17 protein-coding genes are annotated in these 21861 nt (G+C 56.9%); 10 read left to right on the forward strand and 7 right to left on the reverse strand.

Features of this window, described 5'->3' with window-relative positions; all coding sequences use genetic code 11:
• Nucleotides 1-172 precede the first annotated feature (172 nt).
• The 3 genes from DC3_RS21460 to DC3_RS21470 all read left to right on the forward strand — a co-directional run bounded on the left by DC3_RS21460 (nucleotide 173) and on the right by DC3_RS21470 (nucleotide 4400).
• Complete coding sequence (locus DC3_RS21460) at nucleotides 173-1369, forward strand: glycine C-acetyltransferase (protein ID WP_146888051.1); 1197 nt, start codon at nucleotides 173-175, stop codon at nucleotides 1367-1369.
• Nucleotides 1366-2391: an L-threonine 3-dehydrogenase gene (tdh, locus tag DC3_RS21465; RefSeq protein ID WP_146888053.1), complete on the forward strand. Its 1026-nt coding sequence runs from the start codon at nucleotides 1366-1368 to the stop codon at nucleotides 2389-2391. The genes DC3_RS21460 and tdh overlap by 4 nt, the downstream gene beginning before the upstream one ends.
• A gap of 185 nt (nucleotides 2392-2576) precedes the next feature.
• A complete protein-coding gene (locus tag DC3_RS21470) occupies nucleotides 2577-4400 on the forward strand; it encodes a glycoside hydrolase family 3 protein (protein WP_146888055.1) in 1824 nt (607 codons plus the stop codon).
• A 53-nt stretch (nucleotides 4401-4453) separates the two neighbouring features.
• On the opposite strand, the gene DC3_RS21475 is transcribed toward DC3_RS21470, so the two are convergent.
• Nucleotides 4454-4837: a transposase gene (locus DC3_RS21475; protein ID WP_146888057.1), complete on the reverse strand. Its 384-nt coding sequence runs from the start codon at nucleotides 4835-4837 to the stop codon at nucleotides 4454-4456.
• 431 nt (nucleotides 4838-5268) lie between these two features.
• On the opposite strand from DC3_RS21475, the gene DC3_RS21480 reads away from it, so the two are divergent.
• The 3 genes from DC3_RS21480 to DC3_RS21490 are packed head-to-tail and all read left to right on the forward strand — an operon-like array spanning nucleotide 5269 to nucleotide 8654.
• Nucleotides 5269-6825, forward strand: coding sequence for a circularly permuted type 2 ATP-grasp protein (locus tag DC3_RS21480; RefSeq protein WP_146888059.1), 1557 nt, complete (start codon nucleotides 5269-5271; stop codon nucleotides 6823-6825).
• A 6-nt stretch (nucleotides 6826-6831) separates the two neighbouring features.
• Entirely contained in the window at nucleotides 6832-7779 is a 948-nt protein-coding gene (locus DC3_RS21485; RefSeq protein WP_146888061.1) for an alpha-E domain-containing protein, read from the forward strand.
• Nucleotides 7776-8654 (forward strand): transglutaminase family protein, encoded by an 879-nt coding sequence (locus DC3_RS21490; protein ID WP_146888063.1) that lies wholly within the window; start codon nucleotides 7776-7778, stop codon nucleotides 8652-8654. Before DC3_RS21485 ends, DC3_RS21490 begins: the two co-directional genes overlap by 4 nt.
• A gap of 138 nt (nucleotides 8655-8792) precedes the next feature.
• Here DC3_RS21490 and minE read toward each other — a convergent pair whose 3' ends face one another.
• The 3 genes from minE to ftsH form a co-directional block, all read right to left on the reverse strand.
• Nucleotides 8793-9032: a cell division topological specificity factor MinE gene (minE, locus tag DC3_RS21495; protein ID WP_146888065.1), complete on the reverse strand. Its 240-nt coding sequence runs from the start codon at nucleotides 9030-9032 to the stop codon at nucleotides 8793-8795.
• Nucleotides 9032-9835 (reverse strand): septum site-determining protein MinD, encoded by an 804-nt coding sequence (gene minD, locus DC3_RS21500; RefSeq protein WP_146888067.1) that lies wholly within the window; start codon nucleotides 9833-9835, stop codon nucleotides 9032-9034. Before minD ends, minE begins: the two co-directional genes overlap by 1 nt.
• Nucleotides 9836-9929: 94 nt before the next feature.
• Nucleotides 9930-11789 (reverse strand): ATP-dependent zinc metalloprotease FtsH, encoded by a 1860-nt coding sequence (ftsH, locus tag DC3_RS21505; RefSeq protein ID WP_146888069.1) that lies wholly within the window; start codon nucleotides 11787-11789, stop codon nucleotides 9930-9932.
• Between the two features lie 336 nt (nucleotides 11790-12125).
• On the opposite strand from ftsH, the gene DC3_RS21510 reads away from it, so the two are divergent.
• Together DC3_RS21510 and DC3_RS21515 are read left to right on the forward strand one after the other, a co-directional pair.
• Nucleotides 12126-13532 (forward strand): tetratricopeptide repeat protein, encoded by a 1407-nt coding sequence (locus DC3_RS21510; protein ID WP_146888071.1) that lies wholly within the window; start codon nucleotides 12126-12128, stop codon nucleotides 13530-13532.
• Nucleotides 13533-14011: 479 nt separating this feature from the next.
• On the forward strand, nucleotides 14012-15967 hold the full coding sequence (locus DC3_RS21515) for an alpha-amylase family glycosyl hydrolase (RefSeq protein ID WP_146888073.1): 1956 nt from the start codon (nucleotides 14012-14014) through the stop codon (nucleotides 15965-15967).
• A 144-nt stretch (nucleotides 15968-16111) separates the two neighbouring features.
• Here the strand turns inward: DC3_RS21515 and DC3_RS21520 are convergent, their stop codons facing one another.
• Nucleotides 16112-16561 carry a PaaI family thioesterase gene (locus DC3_RS21520; protein ID WP_186816177.1) on the reverse strand — a complete coding sequence of 150 codons (450 nt, stop codon included), beginning with the start codon at nucleotides 16559-16561 and terminating at the stop codon, nucleotides 16112-16114.
• Between the two features lie 71 nt (nucleotides 16562-16632).
• On the opposite strand from DC3_RS21520, the gene DC3_RS21525 reads away from it, so the two are divergent.
• Nucleotides 16633-18186, forward strand: a complete 1554-nt coding sequence (locus DC3_RS21525; protein WP_146888077.1) for a GMC family oxidoreductase — start codon at nucleotides 16633-16635, stop codon at nucleotides 18184-18186.
• On the opposite strand, the gene DC3_RS21530 is transcribed toward DC3_RS21525, so the two are convergent.
• A complete protein-coding gene (locus tag DC3_RS21530; protein ID WP_186816178.1) occupies nucleotides 18165-19184 on the reverse strand; it encodes a GGDEF domain-containing protein in 1020 nt (339 codons plus the stop codon). The genes DC3_RS21525 and DC3_RS21530 overlap by 22 nt on opposite strands.
• Nucleotides 19185-19391: 207 nt before the next feature.
• Nucleotides 19392-20804, reverse strand: coding sequence for an aminotransferase-like domain-containing protein (locus DC3_RS21535; RefSeq protein WP_146888081.1), 1413 nt, complete (start codon nucleotides 20802-20804; stop codon nucleotides 19392-19394).
• 123 nt (nucleotides 20805-20927) lie between these two features.
• On the opposite strand from DC3_RS21535, the gene DC3_RS21540 reads away from it, so the two are divergent.
• Complete coding sequence (locus DC3_RS21540; RefSeq protein WP_222594811.1) at nucleotides 20928-21839, forward strand: threonine ammonia-lyase; 912 nt, start codon at nucleotides 20928-20930, stop codon at nucleotides 21837-21839.
• Nucleotides 21840-21861 lie beyond the last annotated feature (22 nt).

Below are 21861 nucleotides of genomic sequence, written 5' to 3' on the forward strand. Positions count from 1 at the left end.
CTTTCCTTCTCAAGCACGAGGCTCCGAAAGGGGCCTCTTTTCTTTGGTGTTCATGTCACACTTTTTCAGTTGAGGGTGTGAAAATGCCATAGGTTCTCAGGCATTTCTGAACAGGGTCCATATGCAATCATTCAACTTGTGTATACAGTATACAAAGAGTTAGGATGGTCGTATGACACGTCCTTTGCTTGAGCACCTGACCCAGGAAATTCAGACCCTGAAGGACACCGGGTACTACAAAAACGAACACCAGATCAGAAGTCCTCAGCGTGCCGACATTGAACTGAAAGATGGCCGCCACGTGCTGAACTTCTGTGCCAACAACTACCTCGGACTTGCCGACGACAACCGCATCAGTGAACGTGCTGCACATGCCCTGCAGGAATACGGTTTCGGCATGGCCAGTGTGCGCTTCATCTGCGGCACCCAGACCATCCACAAGGAACTCGAAGCGCGCGTCAGTGCTTTTCTGGGCACCGAGGACACCATCCTGTACACCAGTTGCTTTGACGCCAATGGAGGCCTGTTCGAGACCATTCTGAGCGATCAGGATGCCGTCATTTCCGATGAGCTGAACCACGCCTCCATCATTGATGGGGTGCGCCTGTGCAAAGCAAAGCGTTTCCGTTACAAAAACAATGACATGGCTGATCTTGAGGCCCAGCTTCAGGCTGCAGATGCTGCAGGAGCACGCTTCAAACTCATTGCCACCGATGGGGTGTTCAGCATGGACGGCATCATTGCCAACCTGAAGGGCATCTGCGATCTGGCCGAAAAATACGATGCCTACGTGATGGTGGATGACAGCCACGCTGTGGGTTTCATCGGAGAAAATGGCCGTGGAACCCCGGAGTTTTGTGGGGTGGGGGACCGGGTGGACATCTACACGGGCACCTTCGGCAAGGCCCTCGGTGGAGCCAGTGGTGGCTACACCTCGGGCCGCAAAGAGATTGTGGAATGGCTGCGCCAGCGTTCCAGACCCTACCTGTTCTCCAACTCGGTGGCCCCCAACATTGTGGCGGCCACCCTTGCCACGCTGGACATCCTGGAAAGTGAAGGCAGAGCTCTCAGGGCCAAACTGCAGGCCAACAGCCAGCTTTTCCGCAAAGAGATGACCGCACTGGGGTTCGATCTGGTTCCAGGTGAGCATCCCATCATTCCTGTGATGCTGGGTGACGCTGTTCTGGCGGGCAACATGGCAAAAGAAATGATGGAGCTCGGGGTTTATGTGGTTGGGTTCAGCTTCCCGGTGGTTCCCAGAGGGAAGGCCCGCATCCGCACCCAGATGAGCGCAGGCCACGAAACAGAACACATCGAGCGTGCGGTCAGGGCCTTTGAGCAGGCAGGCAAAAAGGTGGGGGCAATATGAAGGCACTGGCGAAACTGGAAGCCAGAGAAGGCATCTGGATGACCGATGTGGAAAAGCCAGAGGTGGGTCCAAACGACCTCCTCATCCGCATCAGGAAGTCTTCCATCTGCGGCACCGACGTGCACATCTACAAGTGGGACGACTGGGCCCAGAAGACCATCCCGGTTCCCATGCATGTGGGCCACGAGTACATGGGGGTTGTCGAGGCCATGGGCTCAGAAGTTCGGGGTTTCGAGGTGGGGGACCGGGTTTCCGGGGAAGGTCACATCACCTGCGGGCATTGCCGCAACTGCCGGGCAGGCAGACGTCACCTGTGCAGAAACACCCTGGGAGTGGGTGTGAACCGTCCAGGATCATTTGCAGAATATCTGGTGATTCCTGCATTCAACGCCTTCAAACTCCCGGACAACATCCCAGATGAGATTGCCTCCATTCTTGATCCCTTTGGAAATGCCGTGCACACGGCCCTCTCCTTTGATCTGGTCGGAGAAGATGTGCTGGTGACTGGAGCAGGCCCCATTGGCATCATGGCTGCTGCGGTGGCCAAACATGTGGGGGCACGCAATGTGGTCATCACCGATGTGAACGATTACCGCCTGAACCTGGCCCGCAAGTTCGGTGTGACCAGAGCAGTGAACGTGGCAAAAGAAAACCTGCAGGACGTCATGCATGACCTCGACATGCATGAAGGGTTTGATGTGGGTTTGGAGATGAGTGGCAGCGGTCCAGCCTTCAACCAGATGCTCACCCACATGAACCACGGGGGCAAGGTGGCCCTCCTTGGCATTCCGGCCAGTGGCGTGACCATCGACTGGAACAACGTGATCTTCAAGGGCCTGGTCATCAAGGGCATCTACGGCCGGGAGATGTTCGAGACGTGGTACAAAATGGTGGCCATTTTGCAGAGCGGTCTGGACCTGACCCCCATCCTGACCCACCGTTTCTCCATCGACGATTATGAAAAAGGTTTTCAGACCATGATCTCCGGTCAGTCTGGAAAAGTGATTCTGGACTGGGATTGAAACGCTGTGATGAAAGAGGCCTGGGTTGATCTCAGGTCTTTTTTGTTGTCTGGGAGATGAGTTCAAGATTTGAATCTGTAGCGGTCTCCTGAAGGGCCAGACTGTGAAAGCGATTGCACAGGCGATATCGCAATGCTATATTGAGATTGTTAATCAAAAAAACAAAGTAGATTCTGGAGGTTGTGATGCTTCTGAAGTCCCGTGCCACCCAGCTCCTCACTGCGCTCTTGTTGACGAGCACCGTCTCTGCCCAGGCCCAGCAGGCCCCATACCTGGACCCCAAACTCCCTGTGGAAGAACGGGTCAAAGACCTGCTCTCCAGAATGACCCTCGAGGACAAAGTGGGCCAGATGACCCAGGCCGAGCGGGGCAACATCAAGAACCTCGATGACATTGGTTTTTATGGTTTTGGCTCGATCCTGAGTGGGGGAGGCTCTGTTCCTGGAGAGAACACCCCGGAAGGCTGGGCCAACATGATCGATGCCTTCCAGCGCAAAGCCCTGGAAGCCCCTCTGAAAATCCCCATGCTTTACGGAATTGATGCAGTGCATGGGCACAACAACGTTTACGGGGCCACCATCTTCCCGCACAATCTCGGACTGGGAGCCACCCGCAATCCGGAACTGGTCAGAAAAATTGGTCAGGCCACTGCGGCAGAGGTGTACGCCACGGGCATCCGCTGGAACTTTGCTCCCTGCGTGTGCGTTGCCAGAGATGAGCGCTGGGGCCGCACCTACGAGTCTTACGGTGAAGACCCTGAAATCGCCACTGCCATGACCACCATCATCGAGGGCATGCAGGGAGACTACGGCAAAGGCACCGTTCTGGCCACCGCCAAGCATTTTGTCGCGGATGGCGGCACGCTTCTGGATTCCAGCACCACCGGAAACTACAGCCTGGACCAGGGAGACGCCCGCATCACCGAAGAGGAACTGCGCAAGGTTCACCTGCCCCCCTACAAAGCGGCCATTGAGAAAGGGGTGGGCAGCGTCATGGCTTCCTTCTCCAGCTGGAATGGCCTGAAACTTCACGCCCACAAGTACCTGCTGACCGACGTCCTGAAAAACGAACTGGGCTTCAAGGGCTTTGTGATCAGTGACTGGGCGGGCATCGACCAGATCTCACCTGACCCGGCCAGAAACGTGCGGGAAGCCATCAACGCAGGCGTGGACATGGTGATGGAACCCAACAACTACGCCCGTTTTGTGGACAACCTCACTGCGGAAATCAAAAACGGCAACATCCCCATGAGCCGCATCGATGACGCAGTGAGCCGCATCCTCACCCAGAAATTCAAGCTGGGCCTCTTCGAACAACCTTTCACAGACCGCTCCTACTTCGACCAGCTTGGCTCCCAGGAGCACCGCGATCTGGCCCGTCAGGCCGTGCGGGAATCGCTGGTGCTGCTGAAAAACGAAGGTGTGCTCCCCATCAAGAAAGACACCCCTAAAATTCTGGTGGCCGGCAGCAACGCCGATGACATCGGCAACCAGGCCGGAGGCTGGACGATCAGCTGGCAGGGCAAGAGTGGAGACATCATCCCTGGCACCACCATCCTGCAGGGCATCAAGAACACCGTCAGTGCGAACACCAAGGTGGATTACGTCAAATGGCCCGAAGCCGACGAAGCAAAAGGCTATGACTTCGGGGTCGTGGTTGTCGGTGAGCGCCCCTACGCAGAAGGCCAGGGCGACAAAATGGACCTCGGTCTTGGCGATGGGGACCGCAGGGCCATCCAGAACGTCTGCTCTGCCATGAAGTGCGTGGTGGTGGTGGTCTCGGGCCGTCCGATGATCCTGACCGACGACCTCCCCAGAATGAATGCCCTGGTTGCAGCATGGCTGCCCGGTTCTGAAGGCCAGGGTGTGGCGGATGTGCTGTTCGGAGACCACAACTTTACGGGCAAACTGCCCATCACCTGGCCCCGCAGCATGGACCAGCTTCCCATCAATGTGGGAGATGCGAAATACGATCCACTGTTCGCTTATGGGTTCGGGCTGAAGTACTGAGATCCCCAACAAGCAAAACCCCCCGATTTTTCGGGGGGTTTGGTGCTTCCAGCTCAGTTGTCTCTGACCAGGGCTGGAATGACGGCCATCTCGTGCACGAGGGGGCGTTTGCGGGTTCCGAATTTCTGGGCACGTTGCAGTGCGGCTTCTCGCAGGGTGCGCTCCCAGCCCATGCGGACGTGGTGGGGGAAGCAACCCAGGAAACTGCCGAGGAGGTCCTCCCAGATGGCCTGCTCCTGCCATTTCTGGTATCTGTTCCAGGCGGTGCGCGAGGTGATGCCGAAATCCTCGGGCATGTCCTGCCAGGGGAGAGCGGTGCTGAGGACATGCAGAATCGCCTCGAACACGTGGCGGTCTCGCACGTTCAGCTTGGGGACGGCCAGGAGCATGGTGTCCCATTGTTCATCGGTGAGCCGATAGATACTGACTTCTTGCATGCGGGTTCTCTCGCTTCTGACTTCTTCAGTCCTGGAAAGAAAGGCGGTCTGACGCGTACCTGTAGGGGAGGGGTGCGTTTTTAAGGGAAGACTTTGACCTTGGACTGTTGCATGAGAGTAATGCTCTTTGCAGGGTCTTGTCAATGAAAATCACTGTCTCGACACCGTGCGGGTGGTTGTTCTGGGCGACTCCGCTCGTTCTGATGACGCACGAAGTGCCCACACCATTATTCTGCCCACAAGAGGAGCGGTCTGAATGTGATTAGACATCTTGCACTGCATGAAGACAGATGCAAAAATATAAAATTGAACCCAGAAAATATGCGTTATGAAAGCAGATTTGCTTGAATTACAGGCAAATTTGTGGCATATATATGAATATTCATGCGTTCATGCTGGTTGCCCCTGCCAGCAGCGCTGAAGGGAGTGACATGCCAGCAGTGTCTTTCACGCATCAGGCGTTTAACGAGGTCTATTCCACTCCCGATCAGGTTCGTGCCCACTACCATGTGCTGATGGACCAGCTTTCCAGGCTGGGAGTGCAGGAGTTTGAACGCCGGGCAGGGCTCAGCGACCTGAGCTTTCGCAACCAGGGGATCACCTTCACGGTGTACGGGGACGCCCAGGGAACAGAACGCACCATTCCCTTTGACATGCTGCCCAGGATCATTCAGGCCCAGGAATGGCAGGTTCTGGAAGACGGACTCAAACAGCGGGTGAAAGCCATCAACCTGTTCCTGCAGGACCTGTACGGCCCCCAGCGCATCCTCAAAGACAGAAAAGTGCCTTTTGAGCTGATCCATTCCAGCCCCAATTTCAGGCGGGAGATGTTCGGGATTCAGGTGCCTTACGGGGTGTACACCCACGTGGTCGGCTCTGACCTGATCCGGGACGAACAGGGAAACTACCGGGTTCTGGAAGACAACCTGCGCTGCCCGAGTGGGGTCAGTTACGTGCTGGCCAACCGCACCGCCATGACCCGCATCTTCCCAAGGTTGTTTCGACAATACCGGGTCCGTCCGGTTCAGCATTACACCACTGCCCTGCTGGAACTGCTGCACAGCCTTTCTCCCAGGCACATCGAGGAGCCCACCATCGTGGTGCTCACACCTGGAATCTACAACAGCGCTTATTTCGAGCATGCCTTTCTGGCGCAGCAGATGGGTGTGGAACTGGTGGAAGGCCGGGACCTGCTGGTGTCCGAGGGCAAGGTCTACATGCGCACCACCCACGGGCGCAAACAGGTGGATGTGATCTACCGCCGCATCGACGATGACTTTCTGGACCCCGCAGCTTTCAAACCAGACAGTGCCCTGGGTGTCCCTGGCCTGATGCAGGCCGTGAGGGCTGGAAATGTTGCCCTTGCCAATGCACCCGGAGCAGGCATCGCAGATGACAAGGCAGTCTATCCCTATGTTCCAGAAATGATCCGCTACTACCTCACAGAGGAACCCATTCTGGACAACGTGGAGACTTTCTCCGGGGCAAAAGGTCAGGACCTCATGTACATGCTGGAACACGCCCAGCAACTGGTCTTCAAACCTGTGGGGGAGTCTGGCGGGTACGGCATGCTGATTGGACCCCAGGCCAGCAAGCAGGAGGTGCAGGATTACCTGCTGAAGGTGAAGGCCAACCCCAGAAATTTCATTGCCCAGCCCACCATCTCCCTGAGTGTGCACCCCAGTTACTACAAAGATTCGGGCACCTTCGAGCCCTGCCACATCGACCTGAGGCCTTTCATTCTGGTGGGTCAGGAAACCACCATCATTCCCGGTGGTCTGACCCGGGTGGCCCTCAAACGGGGATCACTGGTGGTGAACAGCTCACAGGGTGGAGGTTCCAAGGACACCTGGGTGCTCGAAGACGATGAACTCCCCTTGCAACACACCATGCTTGAAGCCCCGGTGGCTTTCCCTGACCCCGAAGACCACCTGCCCGATCTGGCCCTCGAAGCCATCCGCATGGCCCAGGAAGCCCAGCAACAGTGAGGATTCATGCTCAGTAGACTTGCAGAAAACCTGTTCTGGATGGGCAGATACGTGGAGCGTGCCGAGAACACTGCCCGCCTGCTCGATGTCAATTACCACGCCACTCTGGAGGCCCCAAAGTGGTTCCCGGTGCGCTGGGAGCCCCTGCTGCGGATCACCACCTCCCAGGAGAGTTATTTTGAGCACTTCCCGGAAGTCACACCGTACAGTGTGCCCGTCTGGCTGGCCATTCACCCCAGCAACAGTTCCAGCATCCGGGGATGCATCACCGCAGCGCGCGAGAATGCCCGCAGCCTGCGTGACCAGTTGCCCAGTGAGATGTGGGAATCCATCAACCGGGAGTACTTCAAACTGGGTTTTGCCAATCAGGAACTGATCAACGAAGATGGATTGCACAGCTACTGCATCACCGCAAGAGAAGCCAGTCACCTGTTCTTTGGCATTGCAGAAGGAACCCTGCCCAGAGACGAGGGCTGGCTCTACCTGCAGGCAGGCCGCACCCTCGAACGGGCCGACAGCGTGCTCAGAATGCTCGCGGAATACTATCAGGACATCCCCACCCACGCCAGCCACCAGGTGGAAATCCAGAACCACCACTGGATGGCCGTCCTGAAAAGTGTTTCCGCCTATGAAGCCTACCGCAAGGAGTACCAGTCGCGTCTGGACCCCGCAAGAATTGCCGCCTTCCTGCTGCAGAGCCACACCTTCCCGAGAAGCGTTCTGCACAACCTGCAGACCCTCAAACACCTTCTGGAAGAACTCGCAGACATCACCCAGCACAACTCCCGTGAGATCTCCCGCAAGCTGGGCTGGCTGATTGCCCAGCTGGATTATGGCGTTCCCATGGCCTCCCTGATGTCCGGCGACACCCACATGCTCAGGGGCATGGCCGACACCCTCTGGAAAATCAGCGATGACATGGGCCGTCTGTATTTTCTGGCGAGGTATGCATGACCTGGCTCGACCTGCCTGGAACAGGCACCAATGACCATAAAGCCACCCGGTACACCTTCGAACACCTGACGCAGTACACCTACGAAGAAGACGCCTGGGACAGTTACGGCACCCTGCACTTGCAACCAGCGAGAGCAGGCCAGAAGCTGCTCGATTATGACCTGCTGCTCAAACCCTCTGGACACCTGCGCTTTCACACGGACTACTTTGGCAATGTGGCCCATGAATTCCAGATCGAACAGCGGCACAGAGAGCTGATGATCCTTTCCAGGGGGATCATCGAAGTGGCGCCCCTGGTGCTGCCCGACTTTTTGATCCGGTGCCAGGATTATGCCAGTCACCTTCCAGCACACCTGACCGAGTTCCTTCTGCCCTCGCAACACGTTCCAGCAGGAGAGTGGAGCAGCAGAATGGGCTTTGAGCTGCCAGACCCCGAAGAGGATTTGCTGATGTATCTGGATGCCCTGAACTCAAAATTCTTCAGCGCCATTGAGTACACCCCGGGTGCGACAGATGTCTTCACTCCCCTGGATGAGTTCTCCACCCACCGAAAAGGGGTCTGTCAGGACTATGCCCACCTGATGATCGGCCTCCTCAGGGAACAGGGCATGGCGGCCCGTTATGTCTCAGGCTACCTGTACTCCGAGCACCATGCAGAATGGCACGGGGCACAGGCCTCACATGCCTGGGTGGAAGTTCATCTTCCCGAAATCGGCTGGGCCGGATGGGACCCCACCAACGGCGTACGGGTACAAGACGAGCACATCGTGGTCGCTGTGGGCCGGGATTATGCGGATGTGGCCCCCCTCAATGGTGTGCATGCCGCAGGAGGGAAATCGGACCTCAAAGTGGAAGTGATGATCAGGAAGTTCTGACCTGTATCTTTTGTAGGGGCGCAGCACGCTGCGCCCCTACACTCATTCATCGAAGAACCTCGACCCCACAGAATCCAGATCCAGCACCAAACACAAAACCCCCACCCGAAAGGCAGGGGCCTGAAGGTCCTCTATGGATTACTGGTTGTCCAGAGGGATGCTGGCGGTGAGCACCACGGTGTCTCCACGCTGTTCCACTTCGATGTTCGGCTGGACTTTGCTGCTGTTTTTGGGGAAGTAACGCTCCACCACTTCCAGAAGCTCTTTCCTGAGGGCCTCAACGCGTCCGGGGGGAATCTGGGCACGGTCGTAGGCGAGCACCAGTTCCAGACGGTTTTTCAGGGTTTCTTTAGAGCGATTTTTTCTGCCCCAGAACATTACCGACCACCTCCGAAGATGCGACGCAGGGTGGCGAGCAGCCCCTTGTCCTCCTCCAGGTTCATGAACGGCACCTCTTCACCCATGATGCGGCGGGCGGTGTTCAGGAAAGCCTGTCCGGCTTTGGACTCACCGAGCACGGCAGGTTCACCGACGTTGGTGGACACCAGGATGTTTTCGTCTTCAGGGATGATGCCGATGGGTTTGGTTCCCAGGATCTCCAGCACATCTTCCACAGAGAGCATGTTCCCTTTGGCCACCATTTTGGGGCGCAGGCGGTTGATCACCAGTTTGATTTCCGGAACCTGCTGCGCTTCCAGCAGACCAATGATGCGGTCTGCGTCACGTACACTGGACACCTCGGGGTTCACAACCACCAGTGCGGCATCTGCAGGGGCGGCTGCAGTCTTGAAGCCCATTTCGATCCCTGCAGGAGAGTCAATCAGGATGCGGTCAAAGCCTTCTTCTTCCACCATCATCTTGATCAGTTCCTGCATTTTCTCGGGGCTGAGGGAGTCCTTGTCGCGGGTCTGCGCTGCAGGGAGCAGGAAGAGGTTTTCCACACGCTTGTCGCGGATGAGGGCCTGGCGGACCTTGCAGGCCCCTTCGAGCACATCCACGAGGTCAAAGACCACCCGGGATTCCAGACCCATCACCACGTCCAGGTTTCTGAGACCGACGTCCACGTCAATGATGGCGACCTTCTGCCCGAGTTTGGCGAGTCCTGTACCGATGTTGGCAGTGGTGGTGGTTTTGCCCACGCCACCCTTGCCGGAGGTCACCACAATTACTTTTCCGTTCAAGACTTTCTACCTCCAATGGTTCTCCAAGTATTCTATAAAAAATAAAGAGGGGGTGCGTCCCCCTCTTCAGATTTCTTCTTTAGACTCGTGTCTTTCAGATGCCGGTGAAGGCTTCTTTGGACTGCCCGTTGCGTTTGACCACTTCACGCACCGTGTCTCCAGTGATCAGTTCGGTTTCCATCAGGAGGCGGGCCACTTCGTGCATGGCACCAGAGTACTCTTTCAGGACGCTTCTGGCGCGCTCGTAAGCGTTGTCCAGGATGCGTTTGACGTCTTCATCCACCAGGCGTGCCGTGTGCTCGGAGAAGTCCTTGCGGTGGGCAATGTCTTCCCCCAGGAACACCGGACCGGAGTCAGAGCCGAACGCCATGTTGCGGAAGTTCTCGCCCATGCCCCATTCCAGCACCATGCGTTTGGCAACGCCCATGGCCTGTTTGAAGTCGTTGGAGGCCCCTGTGGAGATCTGACCGATGAAGAGCTCTTCGGCGGCACGTCCCCCGAGGGTGTAGACCAGCTGGTTTTCCAGTTTTTCCTGGCTGAGCATGGCACGTTCTTCAGGCAGGTAGAAGGCTGCACCGAGGGCACGGCCTCTGGGGATGATGGAGACTTTCTGCAGGCGGTCGGTGCCAGGAAGCACAGCAGCAGCCACAGCATGTCCGGCCTCGTGGTAGGCGATGGCGCGGCGTTCTTCTTCGGTGATGGTCAGGCTGGAGTTTTCCAGTCCCAGGGTGATCTTGTCGAGTGCCCGGTAGAAGTCGTGCATCTCGATGCGGGTCTTGTTGACACGACCGGCTTCCAGAGCGGCTTCGTTCACCAGGTTCTTGAGGTCTGCACCACTGAAGTAGGAGGTGGCGCGGGACAGTTCTTCCAGGCTCACATCTTCTGCAATGGGCTTGTTGCGCATGTGCACTTTGAGGATGGCTTCACGCTCTTTGAGGTTCGGCAGGTCGATGGTCACCTGACGGTCAAAACGTCCGGGACGCAAGAGTGCGGGGTCCAGAATGTCAGGACGGTTGGTGGCGGCCAGCACAATCACACTGGAGTTCTTGTCAAAGCCGTCCATCTCGGAGAGGATCTGGTTGAGGGTCTGTTCACGCTCGTCGTGACCCCCACCGATGCCTGCTCCACGCTTGCGCCCGATGGAGTCGATCTCGTCGATGAAGATGATGGCAGGGGCACCCTTGCGGGCTTCATCGAACAGGGTGCGCACGCGGCTTGCACCGACCCCGACAAACATCTCCATGAACTCAGAGGCACTCACGGTGAAGAAGGGAACATCGGCTTCACCTGCAACAGCACGGGCCAGCAGGGTCTTACCGGTTCCGGGAGGGCCCACCAGCAGCACCCCTTTGGGGATTTCTGCACCGATCTGGTGGTACTTGGTGGGGTTCTTCAGGAAGTCCACGACCTCCACCAGTTCACGTTTGGCCTCTTCGTGTCCGGCCACATCACTGAACTTGGTGGGAACTTTGTTTTCTTTGCCGTACCGTTTGGCACGGGACTGTCCGAATTGGAAGACTTGGCTCTGTCCGCCCTGTGCGCGCATGAACACAAAGTAGAAGAGGGCCACCAGCAGAAGCACTGGACCGAAGGAGATCAGCAGGCCCCACCACTGGTTGGGCAGCTGTTTGTGGACTTGAACTCCGGCTTCTTTCAGTTCGGGAATGAGGGTGGTGTCGGGCAGAGCGGCATCAGACACCAGATTGACCCTGAAGGTCTGCACAGACCGGTCCTGACCGCCAAGGGTCTGGACGTTTTCAGGTGCACGCAATTTCACAACGGCCGTGGAGGCGCTGCCATCGATTTGAACAGATTCCACTTTTTGGTCTTTGACGAGTTGCGTGAATGTGGTGTAACTGACTTCCGAAGTCCGTGAGACTCCATTCTGTCCGGTGATGACCGCGAGCGCGATCAGGACGATCAAAACCAGAAACCAGGGCTGTATGCGTATCAAGACTGAACCTCCAACAACTTGAGTGTACCAGACTCAAGTGAGAGATGATTATTAGAAAACACCCAAAGGGAGCGGGGAAAGAGCAGTCCGCCATCAGCAGTCAGCGGTCAGCGGTACAATTGCCGGGGCATGGTGAGGTTCCCAATGCTGAGAAGTGAATGTTTGCAGCGGCAACATGAGTTGCTGCTGAGAGCAGAAAGTGGAAACAGAAAAGCACCAGGAACCCTGAGGGTTTTCTTTGCTTCTTTGTGTAACTTCAATTCCAGGTTCATGCCTGATGGCTGAAGGCTGACCGCTGATGGCTGATATAAGATAAACTATCCCAACTGAGGGAGCGTGACGAGGTTGCAAGGCTTGCAAGACACCATTCAAAACATCCAGCAGATCATGCAGGAAGACCGGTTTGATCTGGCCTTCCAGACGCTGGATCAGATTTACCCCACCAAAAATGAGCAGGAGCGGGCCCAGCTTGCGCTCTTTGCTGCTGAATTGTATGCCCTGCACGGACCAGAATTGACCGATGAAGGTCTGGGTGCCCTGGTCTCGGCAGCTGAACTGGATGAAAGCATCGCCGAGACCCCCAGGTTTCAGGTGCTTCGCGGATTTTTCCTCAGTTATGGGGAAGAAACAGAAGATGCCCGTGAGGATGCACATGCTGGAATGAAAGGAGATGAGGTCAGCCGGTTTTTCGCGGCCTGCACCCTGATGAATCTGGGCGAAGATGCGGAGGCGAGAAGCATTCTGGAGAAGCTGTCCGACAATGGAATGCCCCTCCACCTCCAGTGGCGTTATCACGCCTGGTACGGTAAACTGCTGGATCAGTCCGGAGAGTTTGGGCCAGCCAGCGAACAGTACCGTGCTGCACTCCGCATTGTGAAGGTGCCCTGGCACCAGTTTGTGCTGAGTCTGGACCTCTCCAATATTCTGCTCTCGCTGAATGAGCTTCAGGATGCACAGAAACTGCTGGATTATATGGCCTCCCATCTGGATCAGGTGACCCCTGAGCAGAAGCTGCAGTATGCTTACACCATTGCGCAGGTGCACCTGAATCAGGGGCATTATCCAGAGTCCCTGAAATGGATTGAAGATGCAGATGCTCTGGAACGTGAACTGGGTGACCCCAGTTATGGAGTGGCCCTGGTGTATGGTCAGGCCCTGATGGGACTTGGGCGTCCCACGGAGGCCCTGGCGCACTTCAAGGATGCCCTGAACCTCACAGAAACAGAAACCTCCTACTGCCTGCATGAGATTGGCATCGCTTATCTGGACAGTGATCAGCCTCTGGAAGCCATGGAGCACCTGCAGCGGGTTCTGCGAGACCAGGATTACGCCTATCTCCCGGAAGCCCAGGCCGATCTGGCAGATGCCGAATACCGTCTGGGCCGCCTGACCGAGGCAGAGAACCTGGCGCAGGAGGCATTGGAGCAGGGAGCAGTGGTGCCTGCCAGTCTGGTGCTGGGCAACATTGCCATGGATTACTACCATCTGGACGATGCCCTGGGGCACTACCAGCGTGTCGCAGACACCGCAGCCGAAGGTGGGCGAGAGTGGCTGGTGTCCCAGCAGATGCTGGCAGACATTCTGGTTCAGCAGGGTTTTGCCCAGCCCGATCACATTCTGAACCATGCCGAACAGGCCCTCCGGTTCACAGATCCCAGCGATGACTGGTACCTGACCCTGCAGGGGTATGTTTCGCGCGCAAGGGATGTCTTGCAACAATCAGACCAGCGAACCCTGAATTGATTTGCATCAGGGCCTCGGAAAAGTGCCGTTTCAGGCACTTTTTTTGGTGGTTTGGCTGGGATCTGGAAACCCTCTTTACGTTGTGATTGTTCGTTGTTTTTGATGAAAAACCTCTATGCCGTCTGTCGTTGCAGGATGAGGTTTTGTGGCAAAGTTCCCAAAAATGACCCTCTTTAAAGAAAACTAAGTATTGCAACAAAAATGCTTTGTTGAACCGAGTTGGTTTTGCTGAGATAGAATCAGTTTGAAGAATGTTGTTTGAAACGAAGTATTTTCTGAGACCTCACATGGATGAAAGAGTAACAGTAGATCACGGGACTTTTGCGAAAGAGCACTGGAATAGTTCCCGGATAATCCATTGAAATGTATATACAATATCATGTTCTGTCACCTGGAATTGCTTCCAGTTTGTGCTGTGATCCGCTATCATCAATGCAACGCAAAAAAAACAGTTACACATCCGAAAGGAGCATTGCCCCATGCTGAAACGTCATGGATTACTGGCCCTGTTGACACTGTCTCTTGCTGCCTGCAGCCAGCAGGTCCCTCAAGACTCTCAAGCTGAACAGAGCATCAAGCCACAGACCATCAGTGGTACAGCCATTGATGACTGGCGCAAACAGGTCATTTACCTGCTGTTTACAGACCGTTTCCACAACGGCAACACCGCGAACGACAATGCAGGAGCCGCGAACTGCTTCGATCCCGCTCAGGCCAGAAAATTCCATGGGGGAGATCTCGTAGGTCTGCAAAGCAAGCTCTCTTACATCAAAGACCTTGGTGCAACAGCCATCTGGACCACGCCTGTTTACGAGCAGGTTGGTCAGCAGAGCGACGGTTCCTGTGGCTATCACGGCTACTGGCCCAAATACAGCTATCCCGGCAACATCAACATTGAACCCAAACTGGGGACCAGCACCGATCTGACCAACCTCATCAACACCATGCACAACACCACCTACAACATGAAATACATCATGGACATGGTGGTCAACCACGCAGGTGTGGGTGCGCCCATTGTCAGCCAGCAACCCAGCTGGATTCACCCACCCAAACCCCAGTGCGCCAATCTGGGTGATCCAGACATCTACTGTGACCTGTACGCCCTGCCAGATTTTGCCCAGGAGAACACTGCTGCTGCCACCTACCTCACCAACCTGTCCAAGCAGTGGGTCACCACCTACAACGTGGATTCCATCCGCATGGACACCGCCCGTCACGTTCCCAACAGCTACTGGTCTGGCAGCTGGGTTCCGGGCATCAATGCTGCGAAATCCAATGTGTTCACCTTTGCAGAAGCCTTCTATGACCAGAACCCCAGTGACCTCACGCAATTCATGGATGCTGGCTTTGATTCTGTCATCAACTTCCCGCTCCGCAAAGCCTTCGTGGATTCCATTGCCAAGGCGGGCAGCCTGGACATCCTGGCCACCAAGATCAACAGCTATTACACCACCTGGGGCATGAACCGTTCCCTGTTGACCATCAACCTGCTGGACAACCACGACGTGCAGCGCTTCATCAACGAACCTGGCTTCGGGGTGGCAGAAAGCGACATTCGCAAACGGTACCAGCTGGCCCTGGGTTCTCTCTTCACCGTCCCGGGCATTCCCCAGATTTACTACGGAAACGAAATCGGCATGTACGGTGGCTCTGACCCCGACAACCGCCGTGACATGCCCTCCTGGGCCTGGACCGACAGTGGACGCGCCACAGGTGGATCAGGCTTCCTGGCGGGTGGCGGCACCCCCAAGAACACCTACGACTACCTGAAGAAACTGGTCAACATCCGCACCAACAACGAGGCCCTCTGGAAAGGCTACTACACTGAACTCTGGCGTCCCAACGGGGGTCAGAATGTCATGGCCTACTACCGGGGCAGTGGCACCAACCGCATCATCGTGGTGCTGAACACCTCCAACACCACCGCCAACATCAATGTGCCCATCCAGACCAGTGGCATCAGTGCCACAGACAAGTCTGCCCTCACCAACGGCACGGTGTTCACCGACCAGCTGGGGTATGGAGCACCTGCCACCGCCACCATCAGCAACGGTACCCTGCCCGTGAGCATTCCTGCACAGAGCATGGCCATCTACAAGGCTGGAGGCACACCTCCTCCCGGAACCCAGGTGACCTTCCAGGTCAGTGCCAGCACCTGGCTGGGACAGAACCTGTTCCTGGTGGGCAACACCAGCCAGCTTGGAGCCTGGAACACTGCCAGCGCCCTGCAGATGACGGCCAGCAACTGCTCCGGCTCGGTTTGCACCTGGAAAGTCACCACCAACCTGCCAGCAGGAGCGATCCAGTTCAAGTTCATCAAGAAACCCGGTGACAACAACGCTGCAGTCACCTGGGAAGGCGGAAGCAACCGTTCCTACACTGTGCCCTCCACTGGACCTGTGACCTACAACGGTGGCAGCTGGCAACCCTGAACCTCGAACGTCCTCACCACCTTTCCTCTACCCATCTCTTCTTGATGCCCTTCGATTTGATCTGCGTTGCGCACCTTCAAAGCAAGAACCCCGAGCAATCGGGGTTCTCTTTGTTTCGGATGAAGTTTTGTGGAGTTTAGGAGATCAGGATTGGTTTTTGCGCACGTACCACTCCAGCGTGCCTGCAGCGGCCACGATGCCGTCTTCTCCGGTCACTTCCACATGCACATCCACCCGGGTTTTGCCTGCAGCTTCCAGTTCAGCCAGCAGATGCCGCATGGTGTCCTGTTCAATGTGGGCTCTGGCGGTGCCTTTGCCTTTCAAGGCAGCAACATACTGAAAGTTCACACTGGTGATCAGGGGCGTGTAGGCCCGCAGTCCACCGGGCAGGGAACCGGCAATGGCAACCCCACAGGCAGACTCGGCCAGACCGAATTGTACGGCTGCATGCAGGGTGCCAATGTGGTTGAGGAGGTCCTGGCGGGGTTCCAGGGTGCATGTGGCCTCTCCGGGTTTGAGGTCTGTGACCTGCACGTTCATCCAGCCGTTGAATGGGACAGTCGCCAGCATCTGGGTCAGCATTTCAGTTTGCATAGGTACCCGCATGATAGCAGACTTTTATACTCGGTTCAAAATATCTTTCCCATGACCGTCTGCTAATCTGAATGCACACCATGACCCATGACTTCATCGTGATCGGAGCAGGCAGCGCTGGATGCGTGATCACCCGCAGGCTGCTGGATGCCGGAGCCCGCGTGCTTTTGCTGGAAGCGGGTGGCCCTGACCTCGACCCACGCATCAAAATTCCTGCTGCTTTCAGCCAGCTCTTCAGAACCCCTTACGACTGGGAACTTTACACCCAGCCCCAGCGCCACCTGCTGGGACGGACCCTTTACTGGCCCCGTGGGAAAACCCTTGGAGGTTCAGGGGCCATCAATGCCATGATTGTCATTCGGGGCCATCTGGAGGATTACCAGAGCTGGGGCACAGACTGGTCCTGGGATCAGGTGCTGCCGTATTTTCAGCGCATTGAACACCATTTTCTGAAAAATGAACACCACGGTCAGGACGGCCCGATGGAGGTTCAGGAGCGCAACTTCACCCATCCCATCACCCAGGCCTTTTTGAGGGCAGCTGTGCAGATGGGGCATCCGGTGTGTCGGGACTTCAACACCGGAAAGCCGTATGGTTTTGGCCTCTACCATGTGAACCACCGCAAAGGGGAGCGTCACTCTCCTTTTCATGCTTATCTGAAAGGACACAAAGGGTACACCCTGAAAACCCGTGCCCAGGTCCTGCGCATCTTGCTTCACAACAAGGCGGCCAGAGGGGTGGTGTACCGGCATCAGGGAAAGGTCCTGAACGCTTTTGCCTCACAGGGGGTCATCCTGACTGCAGGAGCCATTCATTCCCCTCACCTGCTCATGCACTCCGGCATTGGTGATCCTGCTGTACTCAGGCATGCAGGCATTGACCTTGAGCATGCCCTGCCAGGGGTGGGCCAGAACCTGCAGGACCATCCAGCAGTGCCCCTGATCTATCAATCCAGAACAGACGACACCCTGGAAACCGCTTTGCAGCCCCAGCACATTCTCAATTACACCCTCAAAAAACAGGGACCCCTGAGCAGCAACGTCGCCGAAGCCGGGGGATTCATCCGCAGCAAGTCGGATCTGAGCGCACCAGACCTGCAGTTTCACATGGCTCCGGTGTATTACCGGGACCACGGCCTCACCGCACCTCCCATGCCTGCATTCTCACTGGGGCCGACCCTGCTCACTCCCAGAAGCACCGGACGCCTGTGGGTGCAGGATGCAAACCCCCTGAAAGCCCCGCTGATTGATCCGCATTATCTGCATGATCCTGAAGACCTCTATACCCTGATTCGGGGTCTGGAAATGGCCCACGACCTGATTCATCAGCCTGCTCTGAAACCTTACCGGGGCAAGGAACTGCTGCCGGGTCACAAGGACCTGCAGTTCCATGTGCAAAGCAACCTGCAAACCCTCTACCACCCTGCAGGAACCTGTCAGATGGGAGAACACCCGCAAGCCGTTGTGGATTCCAGACTGCGGGTGCACGGATTGAAAAAGCTCTATGTTGCGGATGCCTCGGTGATGCCCGCTTTGCCTCGTGGCAACACCCAGTTTCCCACCATGATGATCGCAGAGCGGGCGGCAGAATGGATTCTGCAGGATCAGACCCAGGCAACCACCTGATTGCGGCCCCGGGATTTGGCCTCGTAAAGCCCCACATTGGCCCGCTTCAGGACCTGTTCCCAGGTGGTGTCGTCTTGCGAGACCACGCTGATCCCCACGCTGCAGGTCACTTTCAGGGTGCCTTCGGGCATGGTGTAGGTCAGCTGGCTCAGACGCCGCCTCAGACGCTCTGCCAGCACCGCAGCACTGTCCAGGCGGGCATGCACGGCCAGCACCACAAATTCCTCGCCGCTGAGTCTGGCCGTCATGTCCACGCCATGGCGGATTTCCTGCTGGACGTTGTTGGCAACCTCCCGGATCACCATGTCTCCAGCATCATGCCCAAAACGGTCGTTGATGCGGCGGAACTCATCCACCCCGATGGTCAGGACACCAAAGCTTTCCCCGTAGCGCTTGAACCGCAGGAATTCTCCAAGCAGCAACTGGGTGAAATGCTGGCGGTTCAGGAGACCCGTGAGGGGATCAAGGATGCTTTCCTGCAAGAGTTTTTCATTCAGAGAGGTCAGTTCCTGGCTGAGCCTTTCCTGTTCCCGTTCCAGCAGAAGGCGGTGCACCTCGGCTTCGATGCTGCGTCCCAGCAGTGTGAGCAGATCCGTGTCCCAGGTCTGGTCAGGCAGGCTGGAATACAGGGCATAATGTCCGATCAACTGTCCGGCAGCGTCCAGCAGGGGAGCCCCAAAGTAGCTCTGGTAGCCTGCGGCCAGAGGATAGGTGTCATTGACTCTGCTGGCATGGCTCACCTTCTGACCGGTGTAAACTTCCGCGCAGGGCAGACCGGAAAGGTCCAGTGCGGCGTCACTGAGGTCCTGTGAACCGTCAAAACCAGCCACCAGACGCACCTGGTTCTGGGAAACATCGATGGATTCTGCAATCAGCACGCGCTCTGCGCCAAAAAGGGTGGACATTTCGTGGGCCAGCACCTGCAGGAAGTCTCGGCTGGAGCGCTCGCCGGAGGCTTTCAGCAGACTGCGGAATACCTGTTCTGGCTGTGTGGTCATCTGTTCCATGATAACCGCTTTTCACCGATGTGCATGCAATTCACATGACATCAGAACCGTGTGGATCTGTGCTGGTGTGTACAGGAGGCCCAGAAAGATGAAACATCATAAAAAACCCGGACTTGCGTCCGGGGTAAAGAGGGTTTGGGAACTCACTCCATTCAAGGGTGCCACCAGAAGTTAAAAACCACATGAAATGATCCGAGGTCAAGGTGTGTTTTTCCATTCAGAAACTTGCTGGAGCACCGCAAGTCCCTGCTGGATCTGTTCCAGGGTGACTCCAGCAAAACTTAAGCGCACATGAGGACCTTGCTGCTCTGCTGGAAACCAGGGACGTCCTGCATTGATCTGAACCCCCTGTTGCAGGGCTCTGGCCACCAGGATGTCCTCGTCACAGTGCTCTGGCAGTCTGGCCCAGATGTAAAACCCTCCCCGGGGCACTGCTCCGATGGACCACCCTGACAGGTTCAGGCGCAGCAGTTTGAGCATCAGGTCCCGACGGTCTTTCAAAGATCCCCGAATGCCTTTTAAGTGTTTGTTCCACGGGGCACCCGTGACCAGTTCCAGAGCGGCTTCCTGCATCACTCCGGTGACGAACAGGTCACCCACCACCAGAGCAGTCCTGATGCGCTGCAGAAGGGGTCCATGCGCGGCAATGGCAGCAATGCGCAGGCCTGCTGCCACGGGCTTGGTCAGCGAGTACACATGAATGACCTGATCTGGAGCCAGGGTCACCAGGTGGGGGGGAGGAGGGGTGTCCATCCACAGGTCCTGTGCGGCCCCATCTTCCACGATCAGCACCCCATATTTCTTGCAGAGGGCCAGCACCTCTTTCCGACGGTGTTCAGACCAGCAGATCCCGGTGGGGTTCTGAAAGGTGGGCTGGCAGGCCAGAACTCTGGCCTGTGAGTGGCTGAGCACCTGTTCCAGCAGGTCCAGACGGATGCCCTCCTGATCCAGAGGCACCGGAATGGGTCGCATGCCACAGGCCCGCAGAATCGCCAGGGTGCCCAGATGGCAGGGAGACTCCACCAGCACAGGAATGCCTTCTGTATGGGCCAGCACCCCGAAGATGGTGGACAGGGCCGTCTGTGCCCCCGAGGTGATCAGGGTGTTCTGCGCCTCCACCCCCAGTTGGTGGGCGAACCAGTTGCGAAGGGGCTCCAGGCCCTCAGGAGGAACCCTGTCCCAGATCAGGGGGCGTCTGGAGGCCCGCTGAATGGCTGCCGAAAGAGGCCCAGTTGGTTGCAAGGAGGCATCCAGATAGCCGCTCCCGAGGGGAATGGTTCCGGAAGGGGCAGGGGTGTACAGCGTCTGAAAATCCTGCTGCAACCCTGGGCTGGCACCAAGCAGCACCGACTGCCAGCCAAAATCAGAGGACTGGGTTACAGGGCTCTGTCGTTCAGCAACAAAAACGCCCCTTCCGGTCCGGCTGACCACCAGACCTTCCTGAATCAGCCGGGAAATCACTTTCTGTACGGTGTTGGGGCTGGCCTGGTGTTTCTCCACCAGACTGCGGGAGGAGGGGAGAGGGTCTCCAGCTTTCAGGCCATCTTCAATCTGCTGTTTCAGCTCCTGATAAATGCGCTGGGATGAACGGCTGGAAGCTTCAGGGGTCATGTGCTATCATTGTATATGAAGAATATTGATAGCGCTATCCATCATGAGCCAGTAGCACTCCCTTTCGAAAGCTCCTGTTCAGACCAGTGGCCATCCTTTCATGAAATCCTGCAGGCCAGACAGGTGATCTCCCAGTACCTCTTCCGTACCCCCATGCTGTCCTATCCTGCACTGGACCAGTGGGTGGGCACCTCCTGCCTGATCAAACATGAAAATGCCCATGTGACCGGGGCCTTCAAGGTGCGTGGAGGCGTATATCTGCTCTCACAACTCGATCCTGCGGAACTCCAGAGGGGGGTGATTTCCTATTCCACCGGGAACCACGGTCAATCTGTCGCCTACGCAGCACGATGTCATGGGGTCAAAGCCACCATCGTGATGCCTGAGGAAGCCAACCCCCTGAAAGTCCGCGCCATGCAGCACCTGGGTGCAGAGGTGGTTCTGCATGGCGCTCGCTTCGATGACGCCCGTGCCCATGCGGAACATCTGGCACTGCAGCACGGCTACCGCCTGATTCAGGCAGCCAACGAGCCGCGCATCATCGCCGGAGTGGGCACCATTGCACTGGAAATGCTGGAGGAAGCCCCTGACCTTGATGTGATCCTGGTGGCCGTGGGGGGGGGAAGCAGTGCTGCTGGCACCTGTCTGGCAGTCAAAACCCTGAAGCCCTCCTGCGAGGTGATTGCCGTGCAGGCCGAGGCCTCACCTGCAGCCTGCCTGTCCTGGCAGCACCGGGAATTGCGCACCGCCAGCAATGAAACCTTTGCAGAGGGCCTCGCCACCGGAGCAGGATACGCCTTCACCCAGAGCATCATGCAGACCTGCCTTTCAGACTTTGTGCTTGTCTCAGATGCAGAAATTCAGCAGGCCATGCACCACTACCTCACAGATGCCCACACCCTGGCAGAAGGTGCAGGTGCAGCTGCACTTGCAGGAGCCTACCGAATCCGGGAACGCCTGCAGGGCAAAAAGGTGGGCATCATTCTTTCGGGAGGAAACACCTCTCTGGACCACCTGCGCATGGTCCTCAACTGAAAAAGACCTGCATTGCAGGTCT

The sequence above is a fragment of the Deinococcus cellulosilyticus NBRC 106333 = KACC 11606 genome, assembly GCF_007990775.1.
GTDB lineage: Bacteria > Deinococcota > Deinococci > Deinococcales > Deinococcaceae > Deinococcus_C > Deinococcus_C cellulosilyticus.